Genomic DNA, 20,912 nt, shown 5'->3' with positions numbered 1-20,912 from the left:
AGATTTTAGATTTTAGATTTTAGATTTTAGATTTTAGATTTTAGATTTTAGATTTTAGATTTTAGATTTTAGATTTTCTAAAAAAATCGCTTCGCTCTTTTTTTGGAATTTGGGATTTAGAAAATTGGATTTTATTTCCTTTGCAGTTAAGTAAAAAAAACAAAACAAAAAACACTATATGAACTTAGAAAGTCCAAAAGTTACTGTTCAGAAATCAGCACAGGATTTATTTGATCAACTGACTGATGTTAAGAATTTTGAAAAATTAATGCCGGATAATATTGCTAAATTTGAAGTAACAGGCGAAGATGCTTTTATTTTTGGATTGAAAGGTATGCCGGAAATCAAATTAAAAATGAAAGAAAAGGTGGCTCCAAACAAAATTGTTTTGGGTGCTGCAAGCGATAAACTTCCGTTTACTTTGGTTTCAAATATCGATAGTATTTCTGATTCAGAAAGTGCTGTTCAATTATTCTTCGAAGGTGAATTCAACGCTATGATGGCGATGATGGTTAAAGGTCCTATCAGCAAGTTTATTGAAACTTTAGCAAACAATATGCATAAGCTTTAATAATTAATGGTTAATTATTAATTGTGAATTATAAATGAAAAGCCTGATCTTACGATCGGGCTTTTTTTTTGAATACGTTAGACGCACTGCAGTGCGTCTAACTACAGAAAACCTTAGAATCTCAGCTCCTCAGAACCTTTGCACCTTTGTCGCTCTGCACCTCAGAACCTCAGAACCTTAGCAACTCAATAAAGCATCTGTATCTCTTTTATCTCAAATTCTGAAACAGAATCGTTTTCTAATAAAACCTGCAGTTTTCCAACTGAGGAAACGCCTTGAATAATTCCCATGAAATTTTGGTTTTCGAGATTTTTAAACGGCATTGGAACGCCTTTTCTGAAAAGGGAACTGAAATAATCTTCCCAAAAAACAGAAGCTGTATTTTGCCATAATTCAGTTTTCTCTTTTATTTTTTCGGCGATTAGGATTGTCAGTTCGTTTTTATCGAAAGTTTTTCCGGAAATGACGGCCAGAGAAGAACCACGCGGCAGTTCTTCATAATTTGTTTGATTTACGTTTACTCCAATCCCGACAACTGACACGATCCTGCCATCACTTTTTAGGGTATTTTCTATAAGTATGCCACCAATTTTCTTATTGTATGACATGATGTCATTTGGCCATTTTATACATAAATCAGGAATATTTAACGATTTTAAAACATCTAAAACTGATAAAGAAACCACGACACTAAGGTTAAAAACCTGTTCGTTATCAAACAGAAAATCTTTAACCAAAACACTCATAATTAAGTTTTTACCCGCTTCAGAGTTCCACTTCGCCCCCATTTGTCCTTTGCCTTTTGTCTGATTTTCAGCCGTTACCACCGTAAAATTCTCTAGTTCATCCTGGCTTGACAATGATTTTAGGAAATCATTTGTAGAATCTATGGCATCGAGTTTGATTAGTTTCATTAAATAATTGAAATAACTTAATTTAATATTTTGTTAAGGTTCAAAAATAATCACAAAATTTGGTAACTTTACAAATTCATATAAAATAATTCATGGCGAAAAAGACTATTAATAATGATGTTCTATTGGCGAACATAATCAAAGGGATTGAGGAAGTAAAAGGAAATGATATTGACATTCTTGACTTAAGAGATATAGACACAGCAGTTTGTGACTATTTTGTCATTTGCAACGGTAGCTCAAATACCCAAGTTAACGCCATTGTAAACTCAATTCAAAAAACAGTATCTAAAGACTTAAAAGATAAACCTTGGCACGTAGAAGGAACCGATAATGCAGAATGGGTTCTTATGGATTATGTGCATATCGTGGTACATGTTTTCCAGAAACACATACGTGAATACTATAATATCGAGAGCCTTTGGGGTGACGCCAAAATAACTACAATCGAAAACAAATACTAAAGAAAAATTTTTCTAAATGGCTAAAGATAATAATCCAAATCCGAGTAAATTTAAAATAAGTCCCTGGTTAATATATACCGCAATACTTTTAGTTTTTTTATTTATAAGTTTTGCAACCGGTGGATCTAATTTAAGCGAACCTGCTCAATTGACCTCTTCTAAATTCAACACTTTATTAGAAAAAGGTCAAATTGAAAAAGTGATCGTTTATAATAAAGCCGAAGCTGAGGTTTACTTAACTCAGGCAGCGCTTAAAGATGCGGCAAACAAAAAAGTTTCTAAAGATATTTTTGAAAGACCAAACAAAGGACCTCACTATACTTTAGAAATTGGTAACGACCAGATCTTTCAAACTAAACTGGAAAAAGCAGTTGGCGAAGGAAAACTGAAAGATTTCAACTTTCTTCAAAAAAATAACTGGAGCGATATTTTAATCAGCTTACTTCCTATCATCATCATTATTGGTGTATGGATCTTCATTATGCGTAAAATGTCTGGCGGAGGCGCTGGCGGAGGCGGACAAATTTTTAACATTGGAAAATCTAAAGCTAAACTTTTTGATGAAAAAACAGATATCAAAACTACATTTAAAGATGTAGCAGGTTTAGAAGGTGCTAAAGAAGAAATACAAGAAATTGTAGAATTCCTTAAAAACCCTGAAAAATACACTAATCTTGGAGGTAAAATCCCAAAAGGAGCTTTACTTGTAGGACCTCCGGGAACTGGTAAAACATTATTAGCAAAAGCAGTTGCGGGTGAAGCACAGGTTCCGTTTTTCTCTTTATCAGGTTCTGATTTCGTAGAAATGTTTGTAGGAGTTGGTGCATCTCGTGTACGTGATTTGTTTAAACAGGCAAAAGAAAAATCTCCGGCAATTATCTTTATCGACGAGATTGATGCTGTAGGTAGAGCCCGTGGAAAAAGCAATATGTCTGGCGGAAACGACGAAAGAGAAAATACTTTGAATCAATTACTAACAGAAATGGACGGTTTTGGTACAAACTCAAATGTAATTGTTTTAGCTGCAACAAACAGAGCTGACGTTCTTGATAAAGCTTTAATGCGTGCAGGACGTTTTGACAGACAAATTTTTGTTGACTTACCAGACATCCGTGAAAGAGCAGAAATCTTCAAAGTTCACTTAGCTCCTATCAAAAAAGTAGAAGGTCTTGATTTAGATTTCTTAGCAAAACAAACTCCAGGTTTCTCTGGTGCTGATATTGCCAACGTTTGTAACGAAGCGGCTTTAATTGCTGCCCGTAATAACAAACCTGCAGTAGACAGGCAAGATTTCCTTGATGCTGTTGACAGAATCATTGGTGGTCTTGAAAAGAAAAATAAAATTATTACTCCAGACGAGAAAAGAGCAATCGCAATTCACGAAGCTGGTCACGCTACTGTAAGCTGGATGTTAGAACATGCTGCGCCGCTTATTAAAGTAACTATCGTACCCCGCGGACAAAGTTTAGGTGCTGCATGGTATTTACCAGAAGAAAGACAAATCGTAAGAACAGATCAAATGTTAGACGAAATGTGTGCAACTATGGGCGGTAGAGCTGCTGAAAAAGTAACTTTTGACAGAATTTCGACTGGTGCATTAAGCGATTTAGAGAAAGTAACACGCCAAGCTCGTGCTATGGTAACTATTTACGGTTTGAATGAAAAAATTGGAAATGTTACATATTACGATTCAACAGGACAAAGCGAATACAATTTCTCAAAACCATATTCTGACGAGACTGCAAAAATTATCGACAAAGAAATTTCAGAATTAATTGAAGGTCAATACCAAAGAGCTATTCAGATTCTTGAAGAAAACAAAGACAAGTTAAATCAGCTTGCTGATATATTGATTGAAAAAGAAGTTATTTTTAAAGATGACTTAGAAGCAATTTTCGGAAAACGTACTTTTGACAAAAATTTAGAAGAGGTGGTTTCGTAAATATATCAGTAAATATGCAATATTTTTTAAAATCTTAATTCAAAATACCCTTTTGAATTAAGATTTTTTTATCTTTGAACGTTTTCAATTAACATGTAAAGTATTTCATATAAAAAATGAATTTTTTCAAAAAAATATTTGGTTCCAGCGAATCTGCTTCTGACGAAGAACACGAAAGTGAATACGCAGGAACTCCTGCTCCAAACAGTCATTTATCTTTAGATGAACAATTCATCTTTAATTTCAAGAAAAATGGCGGTAAATTTTTGTACTGTGAAAACAGTCAGGAAGTTGCAGAACAATTCGAAAATATTTTAGAAGAAAATGATTGGTTCGAAAATGAAGTTTTATGTTACGAACCAGCTCTTTTTAGTTTGTTAGAAGAAAACAAATTATTCTACATCGCTCCTTCTAAACCAAAATTTTTATTAGCAACCTGCGAAAATTTAATTGCTGATGAAGGTTCTATTTTATTTTCGTCTAAACAAATCAGACAAAACAAACCAAACGATTTACCGGCAAATATTGTAATTATTGCTACTACAAGCCAAATACTTCCAATGAAAAGCGATGGTTTGAGTGCCATAAAACGCAAATACGATAGAGATATCCCAACTAATATCACTACAATAAAATATTTCGAAAAAGCAAAAGAAGAAGATTTCACACAATACGGAAGTGTTGCCAAGAACCTTTATTTACTGCTCTTAGAAGATCTTTAAGATGAATGAAACGCTTAAGAGAACCATTTCTGGTGCTGTTTATATTGCTCTTTTATTAAGTTCAATACTGTTTTCTACCGAAAGCTTCATCATTCTTTTTGGTATTTTCCTAATCATTACAATCTACGAATTTTCGAATTTAGTAAATCTAAATAAAGTCTTTTCGATTCTTTTTGGGACTATACTCTACTCTTCTGTCGTACTGGTAAGCCATTACAACAAAGAAACCACTGCGTATTTAAATAATACATTCAAAACAAATATTACTTTAGAAACCAATATTCAGCAGTTAGACCTTGTGCTGCTTGCCATAACAATAGTCGTTTCTATTAAATGTATACTATTCTTATTTTATGACTCTGTTCAAAAAATAAGCATTTCATCAAAATATTTATATCTGTTAGGATATATTACACTTCCTTTCCTTTTTATCGTAAAAATCTCCTTTGGTACAAATGATTACAATCCAAAAATCATCATTGGCTTGTTTGTATTAATCTGGACAAATGACACTTTTGCTTATCTGGTTGGTAAATCAATGGGAAAACATAAGTTATTCGAACGTGTTTCTCCTAAAAAAACAATAGAAGGTTTCCTTGGAGGTATGATTTTTGCAGCTTTTGCGGGCTTTTTAATTTCAAAACTATACATACAGCCTAATCCGGCTTTTAGTGGCAGATCGATCTTAATTTGGACAATTATCGCCTTAATTGTGAGTGTTTTTGGAACGATTGGTGATTTGATTGAGTCAAAATTTAAACGAATTGCCGGAGTAAAAGACAGCGGTTCGATTATGCCGGGCCACGGAGGTATACTAGATCGATTAGATAGTGTTATATTTGTAGCACCAATTATATTTTTATTTTATCAAATTTTATATTATGTTTCATAAAGAAGGAGCCCCATCTATTTTATTAGGAACAGTTTTTACTGTTGCCGTACTTGTAATTGCTGATAGATTTATTGATATCAATTGGCTGAGAATGCTTGTTCAGATAGCAGCGCTATTGGTCTTGATTATTATTTTACAATTTTTTAGAAACCCAAAAAGAATTGCCGTTAGAAACAGCGATCACATTCTTGCTCCGGTTGATGGAAAAGTAGTAGTAATTGAAGAAGTTTACGAAGGTGAATATTTTAAAGACAAACGCTTACAGGTTTCTATCTTTATGTCGCCTATCAACGTGCACGTTACTCGTTACGCAATGGACGGAATTATCAAATTCAGTAAATACCACCCTGGAAAATTCTTAGTAGCATGGCATCCAAAAGCAAGTGAAGAAAACGAAAGAACTACGGTTGTAATCGAAAACGACACTTTTGGCGCAATACTTTACAGACAAATTGCTGGTGCTTTGGCACGTAGAATTGTAAATTATGCTCAGGAAGGAATGCAGGTTATTCAAGGTACTGATGCCGGTTTTATTAAATTTGGATCGAGAGTAGATTTATTTTTACCTTTAGGTACGCCTATTAATGTTGCCTTAAATCAAAAAGCAATTGGTGGAAAAACTATTATTGCTACAAAAGCTTAAATGGCCGAAAAAGATTTAGATACTCGCTTTTCTGAGGCTGTAGAAATTGCATTAAAAATGACCCAAGCCTCACTGCCGCAAGATGTGCAGCTAAGACTTTACGCCTATTACAAACAGGCAACATTTGGTACAGCAGTTTACAACCAATCTGAGAATTTTGATTTAAGAGATGCTTTTAAAACAAATGCCTGGATGCAGATAAGCCATATATCAATTGACGAAGCCAAAGAATGTTACATTGAAATTATTAATTCACTAACAGCAAAATAACTTTAAGATTATGAAGAAAAACATTGTTCGATTCAGCATTTTAGCTTCATTTTTACTATTATTTTCTTGTAATGATAACAATAAGCTGACCGAGGTTGTGGAGGTACCATTGCCAACTAAAGAAGAAAAAATTGTAATTGGATCGCCAAATGATGTAAAAGCAGACCCGGGTTCGTTTGAACTTACAAAACTGCCTTTTGCTTACGATGCTTTAAGTCCGGCTTTACGATCGCTTACTTTAGAAACGCATTACTCTAAACATTATTTGTCGTACACTAACGCTTTTAATAAAGAAATTGTTTCGACTGAATTTGAGAATATGCCTCTTGAAGACATTTTAAAAAAAATGCCTTTAACGAATCTAAAACTTCGTCAGAATGCGGGTGGTTATTACAATCACACCTTGTATTTTAATATTTTGACTCCAAAAGAACAAACTCCAAAAGATACACTTGCGGGTTCTATCAACAAAGAGTTTGGATCTTTTAATAATCTTACCAATCAATTTAAAGGTCAGGCTGATAAACAATTTGGTTCTGGCTGGGTGTGGTTAGTCGTTGACCGATACGGAAAACTTCAAATTACAACGACAGAAAATCAAGATAATCCGTTAATGAAAAACGCATTAACTCCGGGAACACCTATTATGGGTATTGATTTATGGGAACATGCTTATTATCTGGATTACCAAAACAGAAAAGGAAGTTATATCGATGCTTTTTACGACCATATAAACTGGGAAAAAGTAAACGAATATTATATCGAAGCCCTCAAAAAGGTGAAGAAAGTATAAAACAAAAAAAGCTGATACAAATTAAGTATCAGCTTTTTTTTGCTTAAATTGTATCGCATACTTGTTTAAGACGATAAAAATAAAACAAATATGACAAAAGTCATGCATTTGCGTAACTCATCTATTTACTTTAGAGCCAATATAATAACTTAAACCAGAGTATTTATACAAAGCAAAAATGTAAAAAATATTCTACTGGATATATAAATAATAAAAAATTGAAAATCAAAACCATCCTTCTTTATTTTACTTGTATACTATCCTTTTCATGTCAAAATAAAGAGAATGTCTTCCCAAATAATAAAACTGCTAATCAGTTATTTGAAACTTCTCAATTAAAAATTAACAGCCAAAACTCCGCGTCTGTTTTTGATCTTGCAAAAACACTTAATACAGAATACTCATTAGAACAATTAGACAATACCAAAGGTTTATCTAACAGTTCTATCAATACCATATTTCAAGATTCCGAAAACTTGCTTTGGATAGGAACCTGGGATGGCTTAAACCGATATGATGGAAACAGTTTCGAAATTTTTAGACCAGAATTAAACAATAAAAACAGCCTGAGCAATCAGGTCATTTTAAAAATAGATGAAGATAATACCGGAAAAATCTGGATATTAACCATACACGGCATTAACCGTTATGATAAAAAAACCGGTATTTTTCAGCATTATTATTTTTCCAGAGAAAATATTCCGCCTTTATCAGAATCTGAGTTTAATATGGCGCTTGATACTTCTAAAAAGGTGTTTTGTGCCGTAAAAGATTGGGGAATTGGTTATTTTGAAGGCAATGCTTTTCATTTATTAAACAATCAAAAGTTTCTAAAAAAAGCAGTAAAAAAAATGGAATTCACTTTAAGCGGTGAATTACTAGTATTATTTGAGGACAATAAACTCTATTCTTTATCCTTTAAAAACAAACCAAACGAAAAACCTGTTATTTCTAAAACAGTATTAATTTCTGATCGTATTCGAACATTTGGCATTGTTTCCAAAGAAAAAATATGCACCGTATCGCTTACTGGAACTAGTAATTTATATTCTTTTACGACCCGCGAGAATACATTACTTCCTAAAAAAGATATTGAAAACTGCATTGGAAACATTCCCGAAGGACTTGTTGTTTCAAGTAAAACCGGACATTACATTATTGATGCTGATGGTAATATAATCAATCACAATTGGTTAAAACACCTCAACAAACAAAAAACTACTACCATAATTAAAGGAAATGAAAACATCCTGTGGACTGGAACAGACGGTGATGGAATTATTAAAATGTATCCGCTTAAGAAATCTTTTAATCTTATTTCTAAATCTGAAGTTCCGGAATTAGATGGCGCAATTGTTAGAACCTTTCTGCAAGTTGATAAAAATTCATTTTTAGTGGGCACAAAAGGAAAAGGCTTATTCCGTTTTTCTTCAAACTTTTATCTTAACCCAGAAAAACAAATTGAATATCAAAATTATAATGAAAATAACAGCAACATTAATAATGCCGTATTTTCGTTATGTAAAGGACAAAATGACTTAATTTTTATTGGTACTGATGGTGAAGGAATTTCTGTTTTTGATCTTAAAAAATCTAAATTAATTAATTGGACAGCTATTACAGGTAGTCTAAATTCTGATTACTTCAAATCTATTTATTCCATTTATCAGGATGAAGATGGCTTTATTTGGCTTGGAACTAACGGCTACGGAATGATTCGATGCAAAATCGAACGATCTGGCGAGAGTTTAAAAATCACTGATTTTAAAAGATATCTTGCTGTTAATAATCGAAAAAATACTTTAAGCAGCAATATTGTTTTTTCTATAATTCCCAAAGATAAAAATCAGCTCTGGATTGGAACCCGATTAGGAGGATTAAATTTATTCGATAAAAAATCAGAACATTTTACGGTTTATAAAAACAATCCCAGCGACACGGCAAGTTTATCTAATAACGATATCCTGTGCCTGCAAACCGATACCCAAAACAGACTTTGGATAGGAACCAGTTTTGGTCTTACTTTATTAAATCCTATAAAAGACAATTCTAAAGCCGTTTTCAAAAGCTTTACGGTAAAAGATGGTCTTCCTAATAATACCATTCACGGAATTGCTGTTGATAAAAAAAATAATCTTTGGCTAAGCACCAATTTTGGTTTATCGAATTTTAATCCTGCTCAATTAAAATTTACCAATTATACCCAAAATGAAGGTTTACAGAACAATGAATTTGCAGATGGCGCCTTTTATCAGGATTCGGCATCAGAATTTATTTTTATGGGAGGCATCAAAGGTTTCAATTATTTTCTGCCTCAAAAAATAAAAGAATCTACTATTATTCCGGATCTTTTTATAGATAAAATAAGCGGTCAAAATCAATCAATTCCTTATTATCAAGGATTGGTAATAACGCCGGATTCTGATACTTATCCATCGATTGTATTAAAACATAATCAGAACTTTTTTGATATTAAATTAACCGCTTTAACCTATATCAATACCGAAAAATGTCAATATTCGTATCAGTTAATGAATTTTGACAAAGGCTGGAATACGATTAATAACCGAAGAATTATCTCTTTTACAAATGTGCCTAAAGGGAATTATTCTTTATGGATAAAATGGTCCAACAGCGATGGTGTTTGGAGCAAGCCGGTTCATGCAGTTGATATTTGTGTCAAGCCGATTTTTTGGCAGTCGAATCTTGCCCTGATCATTTATACTATGTTGTTTTTGGCTTTTGTTTTATTTGTGCTTAGTTATTATAAAAAACGTCAATCATTGACTCAAAACATTCTTTTTAGACAAAGAGAAAAAGAACTTCACGAAAACAGGCTTACCTTTTTTACTGATATTGCTCACGAATTTCAAACCCCGCTAACGCTGATTGTCGGGCCAATTCAGAAACTTTCTGAAGCGGCAAACCTCAACGAAAGAAATCAGAAATTCGTGCAAATGATTCAGCGAAATTCTTCTCGTTTATTATTCTTAACACAGCAATTACTTGAATTTAGAAAAGCCGAATACGATTATTTAGAAGTAACCGTGAAAAAATTTGATTTGGTCAATCTGATCGAACAAATTGCCGAATTGTTTGACGAATGGGCTTTGGATAAAAATATCGAATACAAACTCGACATCCCTCCTGCACTGTCTGGTTGGTTTGACAAGGATAAGATTGAAAAAATAGCTTTTAATCTAATGTCGAATGCATTTAAATATACTCCTGTAAATGGAAAAATAGAACTTAAATTTTATATTCAAGACAAGGATTCTAAAAAACTAAACATTACGATTACAAACACCGGAAAAGGAATTCCAAAAGAAGAATTAGACTCGGTGTTTACTCAATTTTTCTTAGCCGATACAAATACCAAAGAAACGGATAACAACATGTTTAGAACGGGTATTGGTCTTGCTTATGTAAAAAAATTAGTAAGTGTATTAAAAGGTGAAATACAAGTTACGAGCACGTTAAATAAAGAAACAACTTTTACAATTTTGCTGCCTTGTAATAAAGAAGCTTTTAGCGAAAAAGAACTAGATACCGCAGTAAGTCCTATTTTAATATCGCATCATTTAAAAAATATCCTGGAAGAAAACCCCATTAAACTGGAAGATACTCCAAATAAGGTTTTATCGCTGGAAGAACTGGCTGATAATCGAAAAGTAATTCTAATTGTGGAGGACGAAAAAGATATTCATGTGCTCCTAAACGAATTACTGGGCGAAAAATACAAGCTTCTTATCGCTTTTAACGGTCTTGAAGCTTTAAATATAATTGAAGATATATTGCCGGACATTATTATCAGCGATGTCATGATGCCTTATATGGATGGTGTTGAACTTTGCAAAAAAGTAAAAACCAATCTTAAAACCTGCAATATTCCTTTTATTATGCTAACGGCAAAAGATTCGGTTATACATAGAATTGAAGGAATAGAAAGCGGTGCGAACTCTTATATTCCAAAACCCTTTTATCCAGATCATTTACTTATAAGAATACAAAAGTTACTCGAAGAAAAAGAATTGATCTCGAGGCATTTTAAACAAGATACGCTGACCGAAAATCTGCCTAATCTTAATATAAATAACGAAGAAAAAGATTTTATAAAAAAAGTCATTGAACTCATTCGAAATAATATTGACAATGAAAATCTTCAAAGTTTATTTATCGAAAAAGAACTGGGTATCAGCAATTCGCAATTATATCGAAAAACCAAGCAGCTTTTTGGTTTTACCCCGGGTGATTTAATTCGGACGATTCGATTAAAATATGCAGCCGAATTGTTAAGGAAAAATAAATTGACAGTTTCGGAGGTATGCTACCAATCCGGCTTCAATAATCGCTCTTATTTTTATCGTGAATTCAAAAAATTATACGATTTAACGCCCAAAAATTATCAGCTCAAATATAAATCAAAGAGCTAAAAACCCAATAAAACACTGATTTCCAAAAACAAAAACTGCAGTGTACACTTTTGAAGAAATAGTGTACACGATTTTTTATGCCCTCAAACTAATTTTATAACTGATAATTAATTCAAACGTTATCGTAAAACCACAAAACAGAATTAACCCTTAAAAAAACCACAAAAAAACAATCTAACTAGTAATTCAATTAACACTACCTTATGATTATGAAAAAATTTATATTCAAACTATTCCTATTCGGAACCATTATGCTGGGCAGCATGATGCAGGCTCAAACTTTTAAAGGTACAGTTTCGGATGCCGACGGACTGATGCCGCAGGTAAACGTAAACGAAAAAGGAACTTCAAACTATGCGACAACTGATTTTGATGGTAATTACACCATTAAAACCTCAAGCCCAAATGCTGTATTAATTTTCAGTTATATAGGATACTTGACTCAGGAAGTATCTGTGACTGGCAAAACAGAACTAAATGTAACTCTTACAACAGATACCAATACCTTAAACGAGGTGGTTATTGTAGGATATACAAGCGAAAAAAAATCAGCAATAACAGGTGCCGTTGCTACAGTAGATATGGCTGAATTATCTAAAACAAAAGTAGCCGATGTTGGTCAGGCGCTTCAAGGGCAAGTTGCCGGTGTTTCGGTCTCAGCAAATACAGGTGCACCTGGAGACGGACTTAAAATACGCATTAGAGGTGAAGGAACGCTGGGAAACAATGAAGTATTGTATGTTGTAGACGGTGTTGCCACGCGCGATATTTCTTTCCTGAACATGTCTGACGTAAAATCTATGACGGTTTTAAAAGATGCCGCTGCAACTGCTATTTATGGTTCTAGATCTGCTGGAGGTGTTGTAATTCTAACCACCAAAAGCGGTGTAAAAGGAAGATCAAATATTGAAGTCGAATATTATTCTGGAACCAACTTTGCCACAAACTTACCTAAAATGCTAAATGCAAATCAGTATTTAACTGTAATGGATCAGGCTTGGCATAACTCTAACAATAATCCGGCAAATGCTGTAAGTCCTTACAGCATTGACAGAGCGAATGGAAAAGTGAACGGAATACCGTTATCAGATACGAACTGGTTAAAACAATTATTTGGAGCAGGAAAAACAGACAATGTACAGCTTTCGTTTAGCGGAGGTTCAGAAAAAACACAATACTTAATTTCTGGAGGTTATTTTGGACAAAATGGTATTGTTGTGGGCGATAAAGATACATACCAGCGTATTAATTTTAGAGCTAATATTAATACCGAAGTAACGGATCGTTTTAAAGTTGGAACAAACTTTCAAATTACAAGCAGTAAACAAGATAAATTGTCTTCAAGCGGAGACGCACCAGGAGTAATTAGACATGCATTATTACGCCCTTCTGTACTTGGAGTGTATAAAGATGTAAATGATCCAACATACAAAGCAAAAAATCCTTATACTGACCTTCCTTTCTATGTAAGCAACAATCCTAATGGAGGCTGGAGCCGTAATTATGAGCTAACATCAAACCCTATTGCAATTGTTAATTATACAGATGATGTAAGATCGCTGTTTAAAACATTTGGCAACGTATATGGTGAATATTCTTTTTTAGCTGATAAATCACTGAAATTTAGAAGCAATTTTGGAGCAGAAATCACTTTTGACCACAATAAAGCTTTTGGAGAAAATTTTGGCGATGATAACGACAATGATCCAAACGAATTATACCCGGGTCAAGGCAGACAGAACAGACCTTCGAACTTAAACGAGAACCGCGGAGAAGCCACAACTTTTACTTTTACAAATACCTTAAACTACACTAAAACTCTTGCAGAGAAGCATAGTATAAATGCATTATTAGGAGAAGAAACCGTTAATTTCAATCAATCTGCTGTGGGCGGCAGCAGAACAAATTACAATAATACCTCTGATCCTTTCCGTTATCTTGATTACGGAAGTGATACGGATAAAAACAGTTCGGGATCTGCTCAAATGTGGAATCTTATTTCCTTCTTCGCTTCTGCCAATTATGGATATGACAATAAATATTTTGTTTCTGGAACTGTAAGAGCCGATGGTTCGTCTCGTTTTGGTCCAAATAACAAATGGGGATATTTCCCTTCGATTTCCGGAGGCTGGGTAATGTCTAAAGAAAAATTCATGGAAAGCGCAAAATGGATTTCTAACTTAAAATGGAGAGCCAGCTGGGGACAATCCGGTAATCAGGAGATTCCAAATAATGCCTACGAAACGCTTGTTACCGAAACTGGCGGTATCATTAAAGTGGTTCGTTATGGTAATCCCGATTTAAAATGGGAAACTACGACACAAACTAACTTTGGTCTTGATTTAGGTGTTTTCGAAAATAAACTCACCTTCTCTGTTGATTATTTTGACAAAACTACCGATGATATTTTATTAGCCGTAGGATTACCATCGGCAACAGTGGGCCAAATCAATAAAACGTATGTTAATGCCGGAATTGTAAGCAATAAAGGCTTTGAATTTGGAGCTAATTTTCAAAACGATGATCACGAATTTAAATACGGAATCAGCGGAAATATTGCGACTCTAAAAAACAATGTCGAAAAGCTACAGCAATATGTTACCGAGATTACCGATGATAAAACACATACTAAAACAGTAGTTGGACAGCCGATAAGTTCTTACTACGGACTAAAATTTGATGGTATTTATCAAAATCAGGCAGAAATAAATTCAACACTTTACTCCAATACAAACGGAGTAAAACCGGGTGATATTAAATTTAAAGATTTAAACGGAGACGGACAGATTAATGCCGATGACAGAACCTTTATAGGAAGTCCGATTCCAAAAATAACATATGGTTTTTCATTTAATGCAGCATATAAAAGATTTGATATGTCATTTCTTTTTCAAGGAGTTGCAGGTGTAGACCGATACAATGATTTAAAACAAATTTTAGATTATGACAGCCGTCCTTTTAACTCCACAACTGCAGTATTAAACGCCTGGAACGGAGAAGGCACCAGTAACACAATTCCAAGAAATACTATGAATGACAATGGCGGAAGTCAGGTTTCAAGTGTATTTGTTGAAGATGCATCTTATTTGAGATTAAAAAATCTTGAAATTGGCTATACGTTAGATCCTAAAATAATTGGCGACAGATATTTAAGATTATATATATCGGGGCAAAACTTATTGACTTTTACAAAATATACCGGTTTAGATCCAGAATCAACTTCTTTAATAGATCAGGGAACTTATCCGCAGTCTACTTCAATATTAATGGGTTTAAAATTTAAAATCTAATACGCTAACCATGAAAAACATATATATAACTGCGATCTTGATTTCGCTATTTACATTTACAAGTTGTGAGGATGAACTAACTACAGATCCCATAGGCGGGCAAACTCTTGAACAGGCCAATTCTAAACCAACATTAAAATCTGTAGAAACTTCGGTAACTTCCTCTTACGATATGTTATCCAATAAGTTAAATCAATTGGCGGAGTGGGACTGGAATGGGGGTTTAGTGTTCCAAAATGATATTATAATAGAAGATGTCGCATCTGACGATATGGAAAAAAAATGGTCTCCTGATGGCGATCAGCCATGGATGGATGAAATCAACAATTTTACTTTTACTTCTACCAACGGTGGTCCAAACGGATTATGGAAATACAATTATGAAGGGATTAAAAGAACAAACATTGCTTTGAGTTTTCTATTAAATCCGGATATCGAATCTATTACAGGAATAACTCCCGAAAGAAAAAATCAATTATTAGGCGAAGCTTATTTTTTGCGGTCCTATTATTATTTTTCTCTGGTAACTAATTTTGGCGATGTTCCTTTAATTCTGTCTCCAATAAAAACATATCAGGAAGCTTTCGACAGAGCGGTAAGAGCACCTAAAGAAGCCGTATGGAGCCAAATTAAAACCGATTTAACTACAGCTAAAACACTGCTGCCAAACTCCAAATATTCATCTGATAAAGAACCTTGGAGAATTTCAAAAGGAGCCGTTATTGCTTTACTGGCTAAAACTGCTTTATACAACAAGGATTGGGCAGGCGTAATAAGTTCAGTATCAGAATTGCAGGCAACTGGTTTTTATAATTTAGATGCCAATTATTTTGATAACTTTAATATGAATACGGAATATGCTGATAACGAAGTTATTTTTTCTTATAACCACGTTAAACAAGCTGATCCAAGACGAGGAAATGGAATTTGTGCACCGCTTGGATGGGGATTTTTTGCTCCAAGCACTGATTTTTTAGCGTCGTTTGAACCAAATGATCCAAGAAAAGCATACACCGTAAATGTTCCGGAACAATGGGTTAATAAACTTTTAGGAACCACAAACGGAGGAAATAAAGGCGATGATGATGCGCCAAACAATAAAGTATTAATTCGTTATGCCGATGTTTTACTTTGGAAAGCAGAAGCACTTAATGAAACTGATAATTATTCAGAAGCAGTAAGCATTATAAATCAAGTTAGAGCAAGAGCCAGAAATACAGTAACAACTGTTACGGTTAGAAGTCAAGATCCGGATTTTCCAGATGATCCGAGCAAAACAATTCTTGTTACTTCTGTTGGACCGCCGCCACCTGCCGGAACATTGCCGGACAGACCAATTTCTGGAGATAAAACGGTTGTAAAAGGCTGGTTAATCTCTGAAAGAAGAGCCGAACTTGGTTTCGAAAGCCACAGAATGGGTGATTTGAAAAGATGGGGAATTGCAAAACAAGTAATGAACGCTCATGGAAAAAACTTTCAGGACAAACATATGCTGTATCCAATTCCGCAGTCAGAAATAGATGCTTCAGCAGGGCTTTTAACTCAAAACCCTGGATATTAATACAAATCTATTTCCAATTTATTAATTGCCTCCAGTTTTAGCTGGAGATCTAAAAAGGAAATGAGAATTAGGTTTTAGCCAAAAACGCTTAATTATTTTGGCTAAAGCCGAATTTATTATCAATTCTTCAACCTCCAGCTAAAGCTGGAGGCAATTAAAACTTATAAAAAACTAAAAATCATGAAAGATATAGCAAAACGTTTTACAGATAATCCGCTCTTATCCCCTACAGATATTCCTGCAAGCCGCGAAGGATTAGAAATTACCTGTTTACTAAATCCGGGTGTGTTTCAATATGAGAATAAAACCTGGTTAGTAGTTCGTGTAGCAGAAAGACCTAGACAAAAAGACGATGTTATTTCTTTTCCGATATTAACCGAAACTGGTGCAATCAAAATCATTGAAATTCCAAAAAACGATCCTGAACTTATCGCAACAGATGCAAGAGTAATTAATTACAAAGGAGTTGATTATTTAACAACACTATCACATTTGCGTCTGTTATGCAGTGAAGACGGACATCATTTTTATGAACCCGAAAATTACCCATCACTTGTTGGCGAAGGCATGCTGGAAACATTTGGCATCGAAGATTGTCGTGTTGCTTTAATTGAAGGAACGTATTATTTAACCTTTACTTCGGTATCCGATAATGGCGTTGGCGTTGGTTTACGAACTACCACCAATTGGAAAGACTTTACTAAACACGGTATGATATTACCCGCACACAATAAAGACTGCGCCATTTTTGAAGAAAAAATAAACGGATTATTTTATGCCTTACACCGTCCGAGCAGTGTCGATATTGGCGGTAACTATATCTGGCTGGCTTCGTCTCCAGATGGTATTCATTGGGGAAATCATCACTGCATTATCAAAACCAGAAAAGGACTTTGGGACAGCAAAAGAGTGGGTGCCGGAGCTGCTCCTATAAAAACAGATCAAGGCTGGCTGGAAATTTATCACGGTGCAAATGAAAACCATCAATATTGTTTAGGTGCTTTTTTAATGGATTTAAAAGATCCGTCAAAAGTAATCGCAAGAACGGTAGAGCCTATCATGGTTCCAACAACAGAATATGAATTAAGCGGATTTTTTGGAAACGTAGTATTTACCAACGGTCATGTTGTAGAACCAGACGGAGATACACTTACCATTTATTACGGAGCTTCGGATGAATTTGTCTGTGGTGCTCAATTTTCGATTCAAGAAATTCTTTTACTTTTAAAAAATAACTAATGTTTAAAAAACTCCTATCAGAAATTGACCATTTTAAAAACCAAACCCATAATTTTCGTATTCTGATTTTTACAAACCTGGTTTATGCACTGGTATTACCTGTAATCGATATTTTTGTTGCGGCTTATATCATGCGAAATTCAAACGATACTTCTAAAGTTGTTATTTATCAGCTGGCCATTTATACCGGGATTCCGCTTACGTTTTTATTAAATGGTTTTCTGCTCAAACACTTTAATATTCGCAAACTATATTCAATCGGGATGATGCTCAGCGGTGTTTCCATGATTATTATGATGTCGCTAAAATCGCTGGATCTTATTGGTATTGGTATAGCAGGAATTACTATGGGGCTTTCGTTTGGTTTGTATTGGTCTAACCGGGATTATCTTGCTTTGTCTATTACCAACGATGAAAACCGCAATTATTACTATGGTCTGGAAACTTTTATCTACACCATAATCGCTATTGCAATACCCGCAACAATTGGCTGGTTTATTCAATCTAAAACGGGAGAAAATCAAAAACATCAGGCCTACGTAATCATTACCGGAATTGTTTTTCTGATTACCATTATAGCATCGATAGTGTGTTATCGAGGTAAATTTGAAAATCCAACTCAAAAAAAATACATCTTTTTTAAGTTTCATCCTTTATGGTATAAACTATTATCTCTTGCTGCTTTTAAAGGCTTAGCACAAGGCTTTCTGGTAACAGCACCGGCAATGCTTATTTTTAAAATTTTAGGAGAAGAAGGAGCACTTGGGCAGGCACAATCTATTGGGGCAATTTTAGCTGCTATTATTATTTATTTTATTGGTCGTTTTTCTAAACCGTCAGATAGAATCAAAACCTTTTCGGTTGGATTAATTTTATTTGCTTTGGGCGCTTGTCTCAACGGAATTTTATTCGATAAAACAGGCGTAATTATCTTTTTATTATTGCTGCTTATTGCAAAACCTTTAATGGATCTGGCCTACTTCCCTATTCAGCTTAAAGTGATTGATATTGTATCACGTATCGAAAAGCGAGGTGAGTTTACCTATATCTTAAACCATGAAGCTGGTTTATATCTCGGAAGACTTTTAGGCGCAGGAACCTTCTTAGTATTATACTACGCGGTTTCTGAGGATTTTGCCCTTAGATATGCCATCGGAATTATTGCCCTTTTGCAGCTATGTTCCATTTTTATCAGCAAAAAAATTATTAAACAAGGAATTGAGCTTTCGCCAGAAGAAGTAACAGATCCAAAAGTTCTGGAAGAAGCGGCAGTAAAATTACTTTAAAAATAAAAATCAACACCATGAATACATTTATAAAAATTACAGCTTCGTGTCTGTTTATCTTTAGTTTAAATGCAACAGCACAAGTACAGCAGCAAAATATTCCTCGAGTAGACCAAATGCCCAATCTGCCGCAACCACTAAAAATTATTGATTATAAAAAACTGGCTTTAGACTTTGATAAAACCGTTTACGATTTTAATGCCAAAGGCAAATACTGGCCAATGGTTTGGATAGATGACACACAAAAAAACTTTCCTCAAAAAGTGGTCGGATTATATACGGCTGTTGCCGATGTTAGACAAGGCCCAGATCATAACAGCGGAATGTTTCATGAAGCACTTGCAACAATGGGAGCGACTTTAGGGGCAACATTAGTAGGTATCGACAAAAACCAGCCCAACCTTAATTATGTTGGAATGCTGAAAAACTATTTCAATAAAGAGACCAACTGGAATATTATGATGAACAATACCTGTCCGGAAGTCGCTTTATTAGGCGGTGGTTACGGCCGTGACTGGTGGTACGATGTATATCCTAACCTTTTGTTTTTTGCCGTTTATGATAAATATCCAAACGAACCCGGTTTTATAGAAATAGCCCGAAGCATTGCCGATAAATTTTACGAAGCCGATGTAATCTTAAACGGAAACTATAACTATTCTTATTTCGATTACAATAAAATGACGCCAATGACCAATCATATTTGCGCACAGCCAGATGCAGCCGCCGGACATGCTTGGGTATTGTATATGGCGTATAAAAAATTTGGCGATGCTAAATATTTAAAAGGAGCAAAAAGCGCCTTAGCAGCATTAGAATCGCAGTCAAAAAATCCTACTTATGAGGTATTAATGCCATTTGGAGCTTATTTAGCAGCCAGAATAAATGCCGAAGAAGATGCAAAATACAATACAAACAAAATGCTAGACTGGACATTTGACGGAACGCCTATTTGCCGTGAAGGCTGGGGAGCATTAGTAGGCAACTGGAACGGTATGGACATTTCGGGAACATTTGGAAGTACAGTTGATCATGGCGGTTACGGCTTCCTGATGAATACTTACGATGCTGCCTGGCCATTAGTACCAATGGTAAGATACGACCAGTCTTATGCGACAGCAATTGGAAAATGGATGTTGAACGCAGCAAATGCATCTCGTTTGTTTTATCCGCAATATATGCCGGATGAACATGAAACTATTCCAGAACTGGCTGATGTAACCAAAGGCGTAATCGCTTACGAAGGAATTATTAAGCAATCTAGTTATAAAGAATACGAACATTTAAAAGGTCCTGTAGCTCAAGGCGACGGCCCTCTTTGGGTATTGGGAGAAAATCCTAAAGAATCGCAATTCAGCGTTTACGGAAGCGGACACGTAGGTATTTTTGGCAGTATAATACAACCAACTAATGTTAGCGGAATATTGCAATTAGACTTACTAGCAACAGACTTTTTTAACGACAAAGCCTATCCATCTTATTTATATTATAATCCATACAACACAAGCAAAACGGTTACCATAAAAACCGAAAAAGGCAAAAAAGTAGATTTATACAATACCGTTTCAGGAAGTTTCATCGTCAGAAATGTTACTTCATCTGCAAAAATAAATATCGGCGCTTTAAATTCAGCTGTTATTGTCTGCGTTCCTTCTAATGGAAAAGTAACTTATGAAGGTCAAAAAATGCTGGTTGATGGAGTTGTGATTGATTATAAATCACAGCAAAAATAAGCAACGAATTATCCTTATAGTTTGTCATCTTTAACGAAGGATCTCACACGAAGTTCGACAACGATTGATGAATTACTCGTACGATTCCTCCTTACGTCAGGAATGACAAACTATTTGTTTACATGTTTATTTAAAAATGATAATCTGTTTAAATCAGTG

15 protein-coding genes are annotated in these 20,912 nt (G+C 34.5%); 14 read left to right on the top strand and 1 reads right to left on the bottom strand.

Annotation, left to right across the window (positions count from 1 at the left end; translation table 11 throughout):
- Positions 1-178 precede the first annotated feature (178 nt).
- The gene (locus tag AC1RRQ_RS03430) at positions 179-571 is read left to right on the top strand and encodes an SRPBCC family protein (RefSeq protein ID WP_493021449.1); all 393 of its coding nucleotides are present in this window, start codon (positions 179-181) and stop codon (positions 569-571) included.
- Positions 572-756: 185 nt separating this feature from the next.
- On the opposite strand, the gene AC1RRQ_RS03425 is transcribed toward AC1RRQ_RS03430, so the two are convergent.
- Positions 757-1,485, bottom strand: coding sequence for a biotin--[acetyl-CoA-carboxylase] ligase (locus AC1RRQ_RS03425; protein ID WP_493021447.1), 729 nt, complete (start codon positions 1,483-1,485; stop codon positions 757-759).
- A gap of 92 nt (positions 1,486-1,577) precedes the next feature.
- On the opposite strand from AC1RRQ_RS03425, the gene rsfS reads away from it, so the two are divergent.
- The 13 genes from rsfS (at position 1,578) to AC1RRQ_RS03360 (ending at position 20,753) form a co-directional block, all read left to right on the top strand.
- Complete coding sequence (gene rsfS / locus AC1RRQ_RS03420; RefSeq protein ID WP_012024667.1) at positions 1,578-1,949, top strand: ribosome silencing factor; 372 nt, start codon at positions 1,578-1,580, stop codon at positions 1,947-1,949.
- 16 nt (positions 1,950-1,965) lie between these two features.
- Positions 1,966-3,891, top strand: coding sequence for an ATP-dependent zinc metalloprotease FtsH (gene ftsH, locus AC1RRQ_RS03415; protein ID WP_493021444.1), 1,926 nt, complete (start codon positions 1,966-1,968; stop codon positions 3,889-3,891).
- 116 nt (positions 3,892-4,007) lie between these two features.
- Positions 4,008-4,613 (top strand): lactate utilization protein B/C, encoded by a 606-nt coding sequence (locus AC1RRQ_RS03410; protein WP_493021442.1) that lies wholly within the window; start codon positions 4,008-4,010, stop codon positions 4,611-4,613.
- 1 nt (position 4,614) lies between these two features.
- Positions 4,615-5,505: a phosphatidate cytidylyltransferase gene (locus AC1RRQ_RS03405; protein ID WP_493021440.1), complete on the top strand. Its 891-nt coding sequence runs from the start codon at positions 4,615-4,617 to the stop codon at positions 5,503-5,505.
- Positions 5,495-6,148: a phosphatidylserine decarboxylase family protein gene (locus AC1RRQ_RS03400; RefSeq protein WP_493021438.1), complete on the top strand. Its 654-nt coding sequence runs from the start codon at positions 5,495-5,497 to the stop codon at positions 6,146-6,148. Before AC1RRQ_RS03405 ends, AC1RRQ_RS03400 begins: the two co-directional genes overlap by 11 nt.
- Positions 6,149-6,418, top strand: coding sequence for an acyl-CoA-binding protein (locus tag AC1RRQ_RS03395; protein WP_493021436.1), 270 nt, complete (start codon positions 6,149-6,151; stop codon positions 6,416-6,418). It abuts the gene before it with no gap.
- A 10-nt stretch (positions 6,419-6,428) separates the two neighbouring features.
- Positions 6,429-7,211, top strand: a complete 783-nt coding sequence (locus tag AC1RRQ_RS03390) for a superoxide dismutase (RefSeq protein ID WP_493021434.1) — start codon at positions 6,429-6,431, stop codon at positions 7,209-7,211.
- Between the two features lie 218 nt (positions 7,212-7,429).
- Positions 7,430-11,644 (top strand): hybrid sensor histidine kinase/response regulator transcription factor, encoded by a 4,215-nt coding sequence (locus AC1RRQ_RS03385; protein WP_493021432.1) that lies wholly within the window; start codon positions 7,430-7,432, stop codon positions 11,642-11,644.
- Between the two features lie 209 nt (positions 11,645-11,853).
- Positions 11,854-14,934 carry a SusC/RagA family TonB-linked outer membrane protein gene (locus AC1RRQ_RS03380; RefSeq protein WP_493021430.1) on the top strand — a complete coding sequence of 1,027 codons (3,081 nt, stop codon included), beginning with the start codon at positions 11,854-11,856 and terminating at the stop codon, positions 14,932-14,934.
- A 10-nt stretch (positions 14,935-14,944) separates the two neighbouring features.
- A complete protein-coding gene (locus AC1RRQ_RS03375) occupies positions 14,945-16,495 on the top strand; it encodes a RagB/SusD family nutrient uptake outer membrane protein (RefSeq protein WP_493021428.1) in 1,551 nt (516 codons plus the stop codon).
- Between the two features lie 180 nt (positions 16,496-16,675).
- Positions 16,676-17,734, top strand: coding sequence for a glycoside hydrolase family 130 protein (locus AC1RRQ_RS03370; RefSeq protein ID WP_493021426.1), 1,059 nt, complete (start codon positions 16,676-16,678; stop codon positions 17,732-17,734).
- Positions 17,734-19,020, top strand: coding sequence for an MFS transporter (locus AC1RRQ_RS03365; RefSeq protein ID WP_493021424.1), 1,287 nt, complete (start codon positions 17,734-17,736; stop codon positions 19,018-19,020). The genes AC1RRQ_RS03370 and AC1RRQ_RS03365 overlap by 1 nt, the downstream gene beginning before the upstream one ends.
- Before the next feature lie 17 nt (positions 19,021-19,037).
- On the top strand, positions 19,038-20,753 hold the full coding sequence (locus tag AC1RRQ_RS03360) for a hypothetical protein (protein WP_493021422.1): 1,716 nt from the start codon (positions 19,038-19,040) through the stop codon (positions 20,751-20,753).
- Positions 20,754-20,912: the final 159 nt, after the last annotated feature.

It is taken from the genome of Flavobacterium sp. GW821-FHT12A05, from assembly GCF_058807735.1.
The sequence above is the reverse complement of the archived record's forward strand: the minus strand, read 5'-3'. Positions and strand labels throughout refer to the sequence as shown.

Excerpts from the sequence above, each read along its gene's own strand:
- AC1RRQ_RS03430 (WP_493021449.1), top strand. The coding sequence starts at position 179 with ATGAACTTAGAAAGTCCAAAAGTTACTGTTCAGAAATCAGCACAGGAT.
- AC1RRQ_RS03425 (WP_493021447.1), bottom strand. The coding sequence starts at position 1,485 with ATGAAACTAATCAAACTCGATGCCATAGATTCTACAAATGATTTCCTA.
- rsfS (WP_012024667.1), top strand. The coding sequence starts at position 1,578 with ATGGCGAAAAAGACTATTAATAATGATGTTCTATTGGCGAACATAATC.
- ftsH (WP_493021444.1), top strand. The coding sequence starts at position 1,966 with ATGGCTAAAGATAATAATCCAAATCCGAGTAAATTTAAAATAAGTCCC.
- AC1RRQ_RS03410 (WP_493021442.1), top strand. The coding sequence starts at position 4,008 with ATGAATTTTTTCAAAAAAATATTTGGTTCCAGCGAATCTGCTTCTGAC.
- AC1RRQ_RS03405 (WP_493021440.1), top strand. The coding sequence starts at position 4,615 with ATGAATGAAACGCTTAAGAGAACCATTTCTGGTGCTGTTTATATTGCT.
- AC1RRQ_RS03400 (WP_493021438.1), top strand. The coding sequence starts at position 5,495 with ATGTTTCATAAAGAAGGAGCCCCATCTATTTTATTAGGAACAGTTTTT.
- AC1RRQ_RS03395 (WP_493021436.1), top strand. The coding sequence starts at position 6,149 with ATGGCCGAAAAAGATTTAGATACTCGCTTTTCTGAGGCTGTAGAAATT.
- AC1RRQ_RS03390 (WP_493021434.1), top strand. The coding sequence starts at position 6,429 with ATGAAGAAAAACATTGTTCGATTCAGCATTTTAGCTTCATTTTTACTA.
- AC1RRQ_RS03380 (WP_493021430.1), top strand. The coding sequence starts at position 11,854 with ATGAAAAAATTTATATTCAAACTATTCCTATTCGGAACCATTATGCTG.
- AC1RRQ_RS03375 (WP_493021428.1), top strand. The coding sequence starts at position 14,945 with ATGAAAAACATATATATAACTGCGATCTTGATTTCGCTATTTACATTT.
- AC1RRQ_RS03370 (WP_493021426.1), top strand. The coding sequence starts at position 16,676 with ATGAAAGATATAGCAAAACGTTTTACAGATAATCCGCTCTTATCCCCT.
- AC1RRQ_RS03365 (WP_493021424.1), top strand. The coding sequence starts at position 17,734 with ATGTTTAAAAAACTCCTATCAGAAATTGACCATTTTAAAAACCAAACC.
- AC1RRQ_RS03360 (WP_493021422.1), top strand. The coding sequence starts at position 19,038 with ATGAATACATTTATAAAAATTACAGCTTCGTGTCTGTTTATCTTTAGT.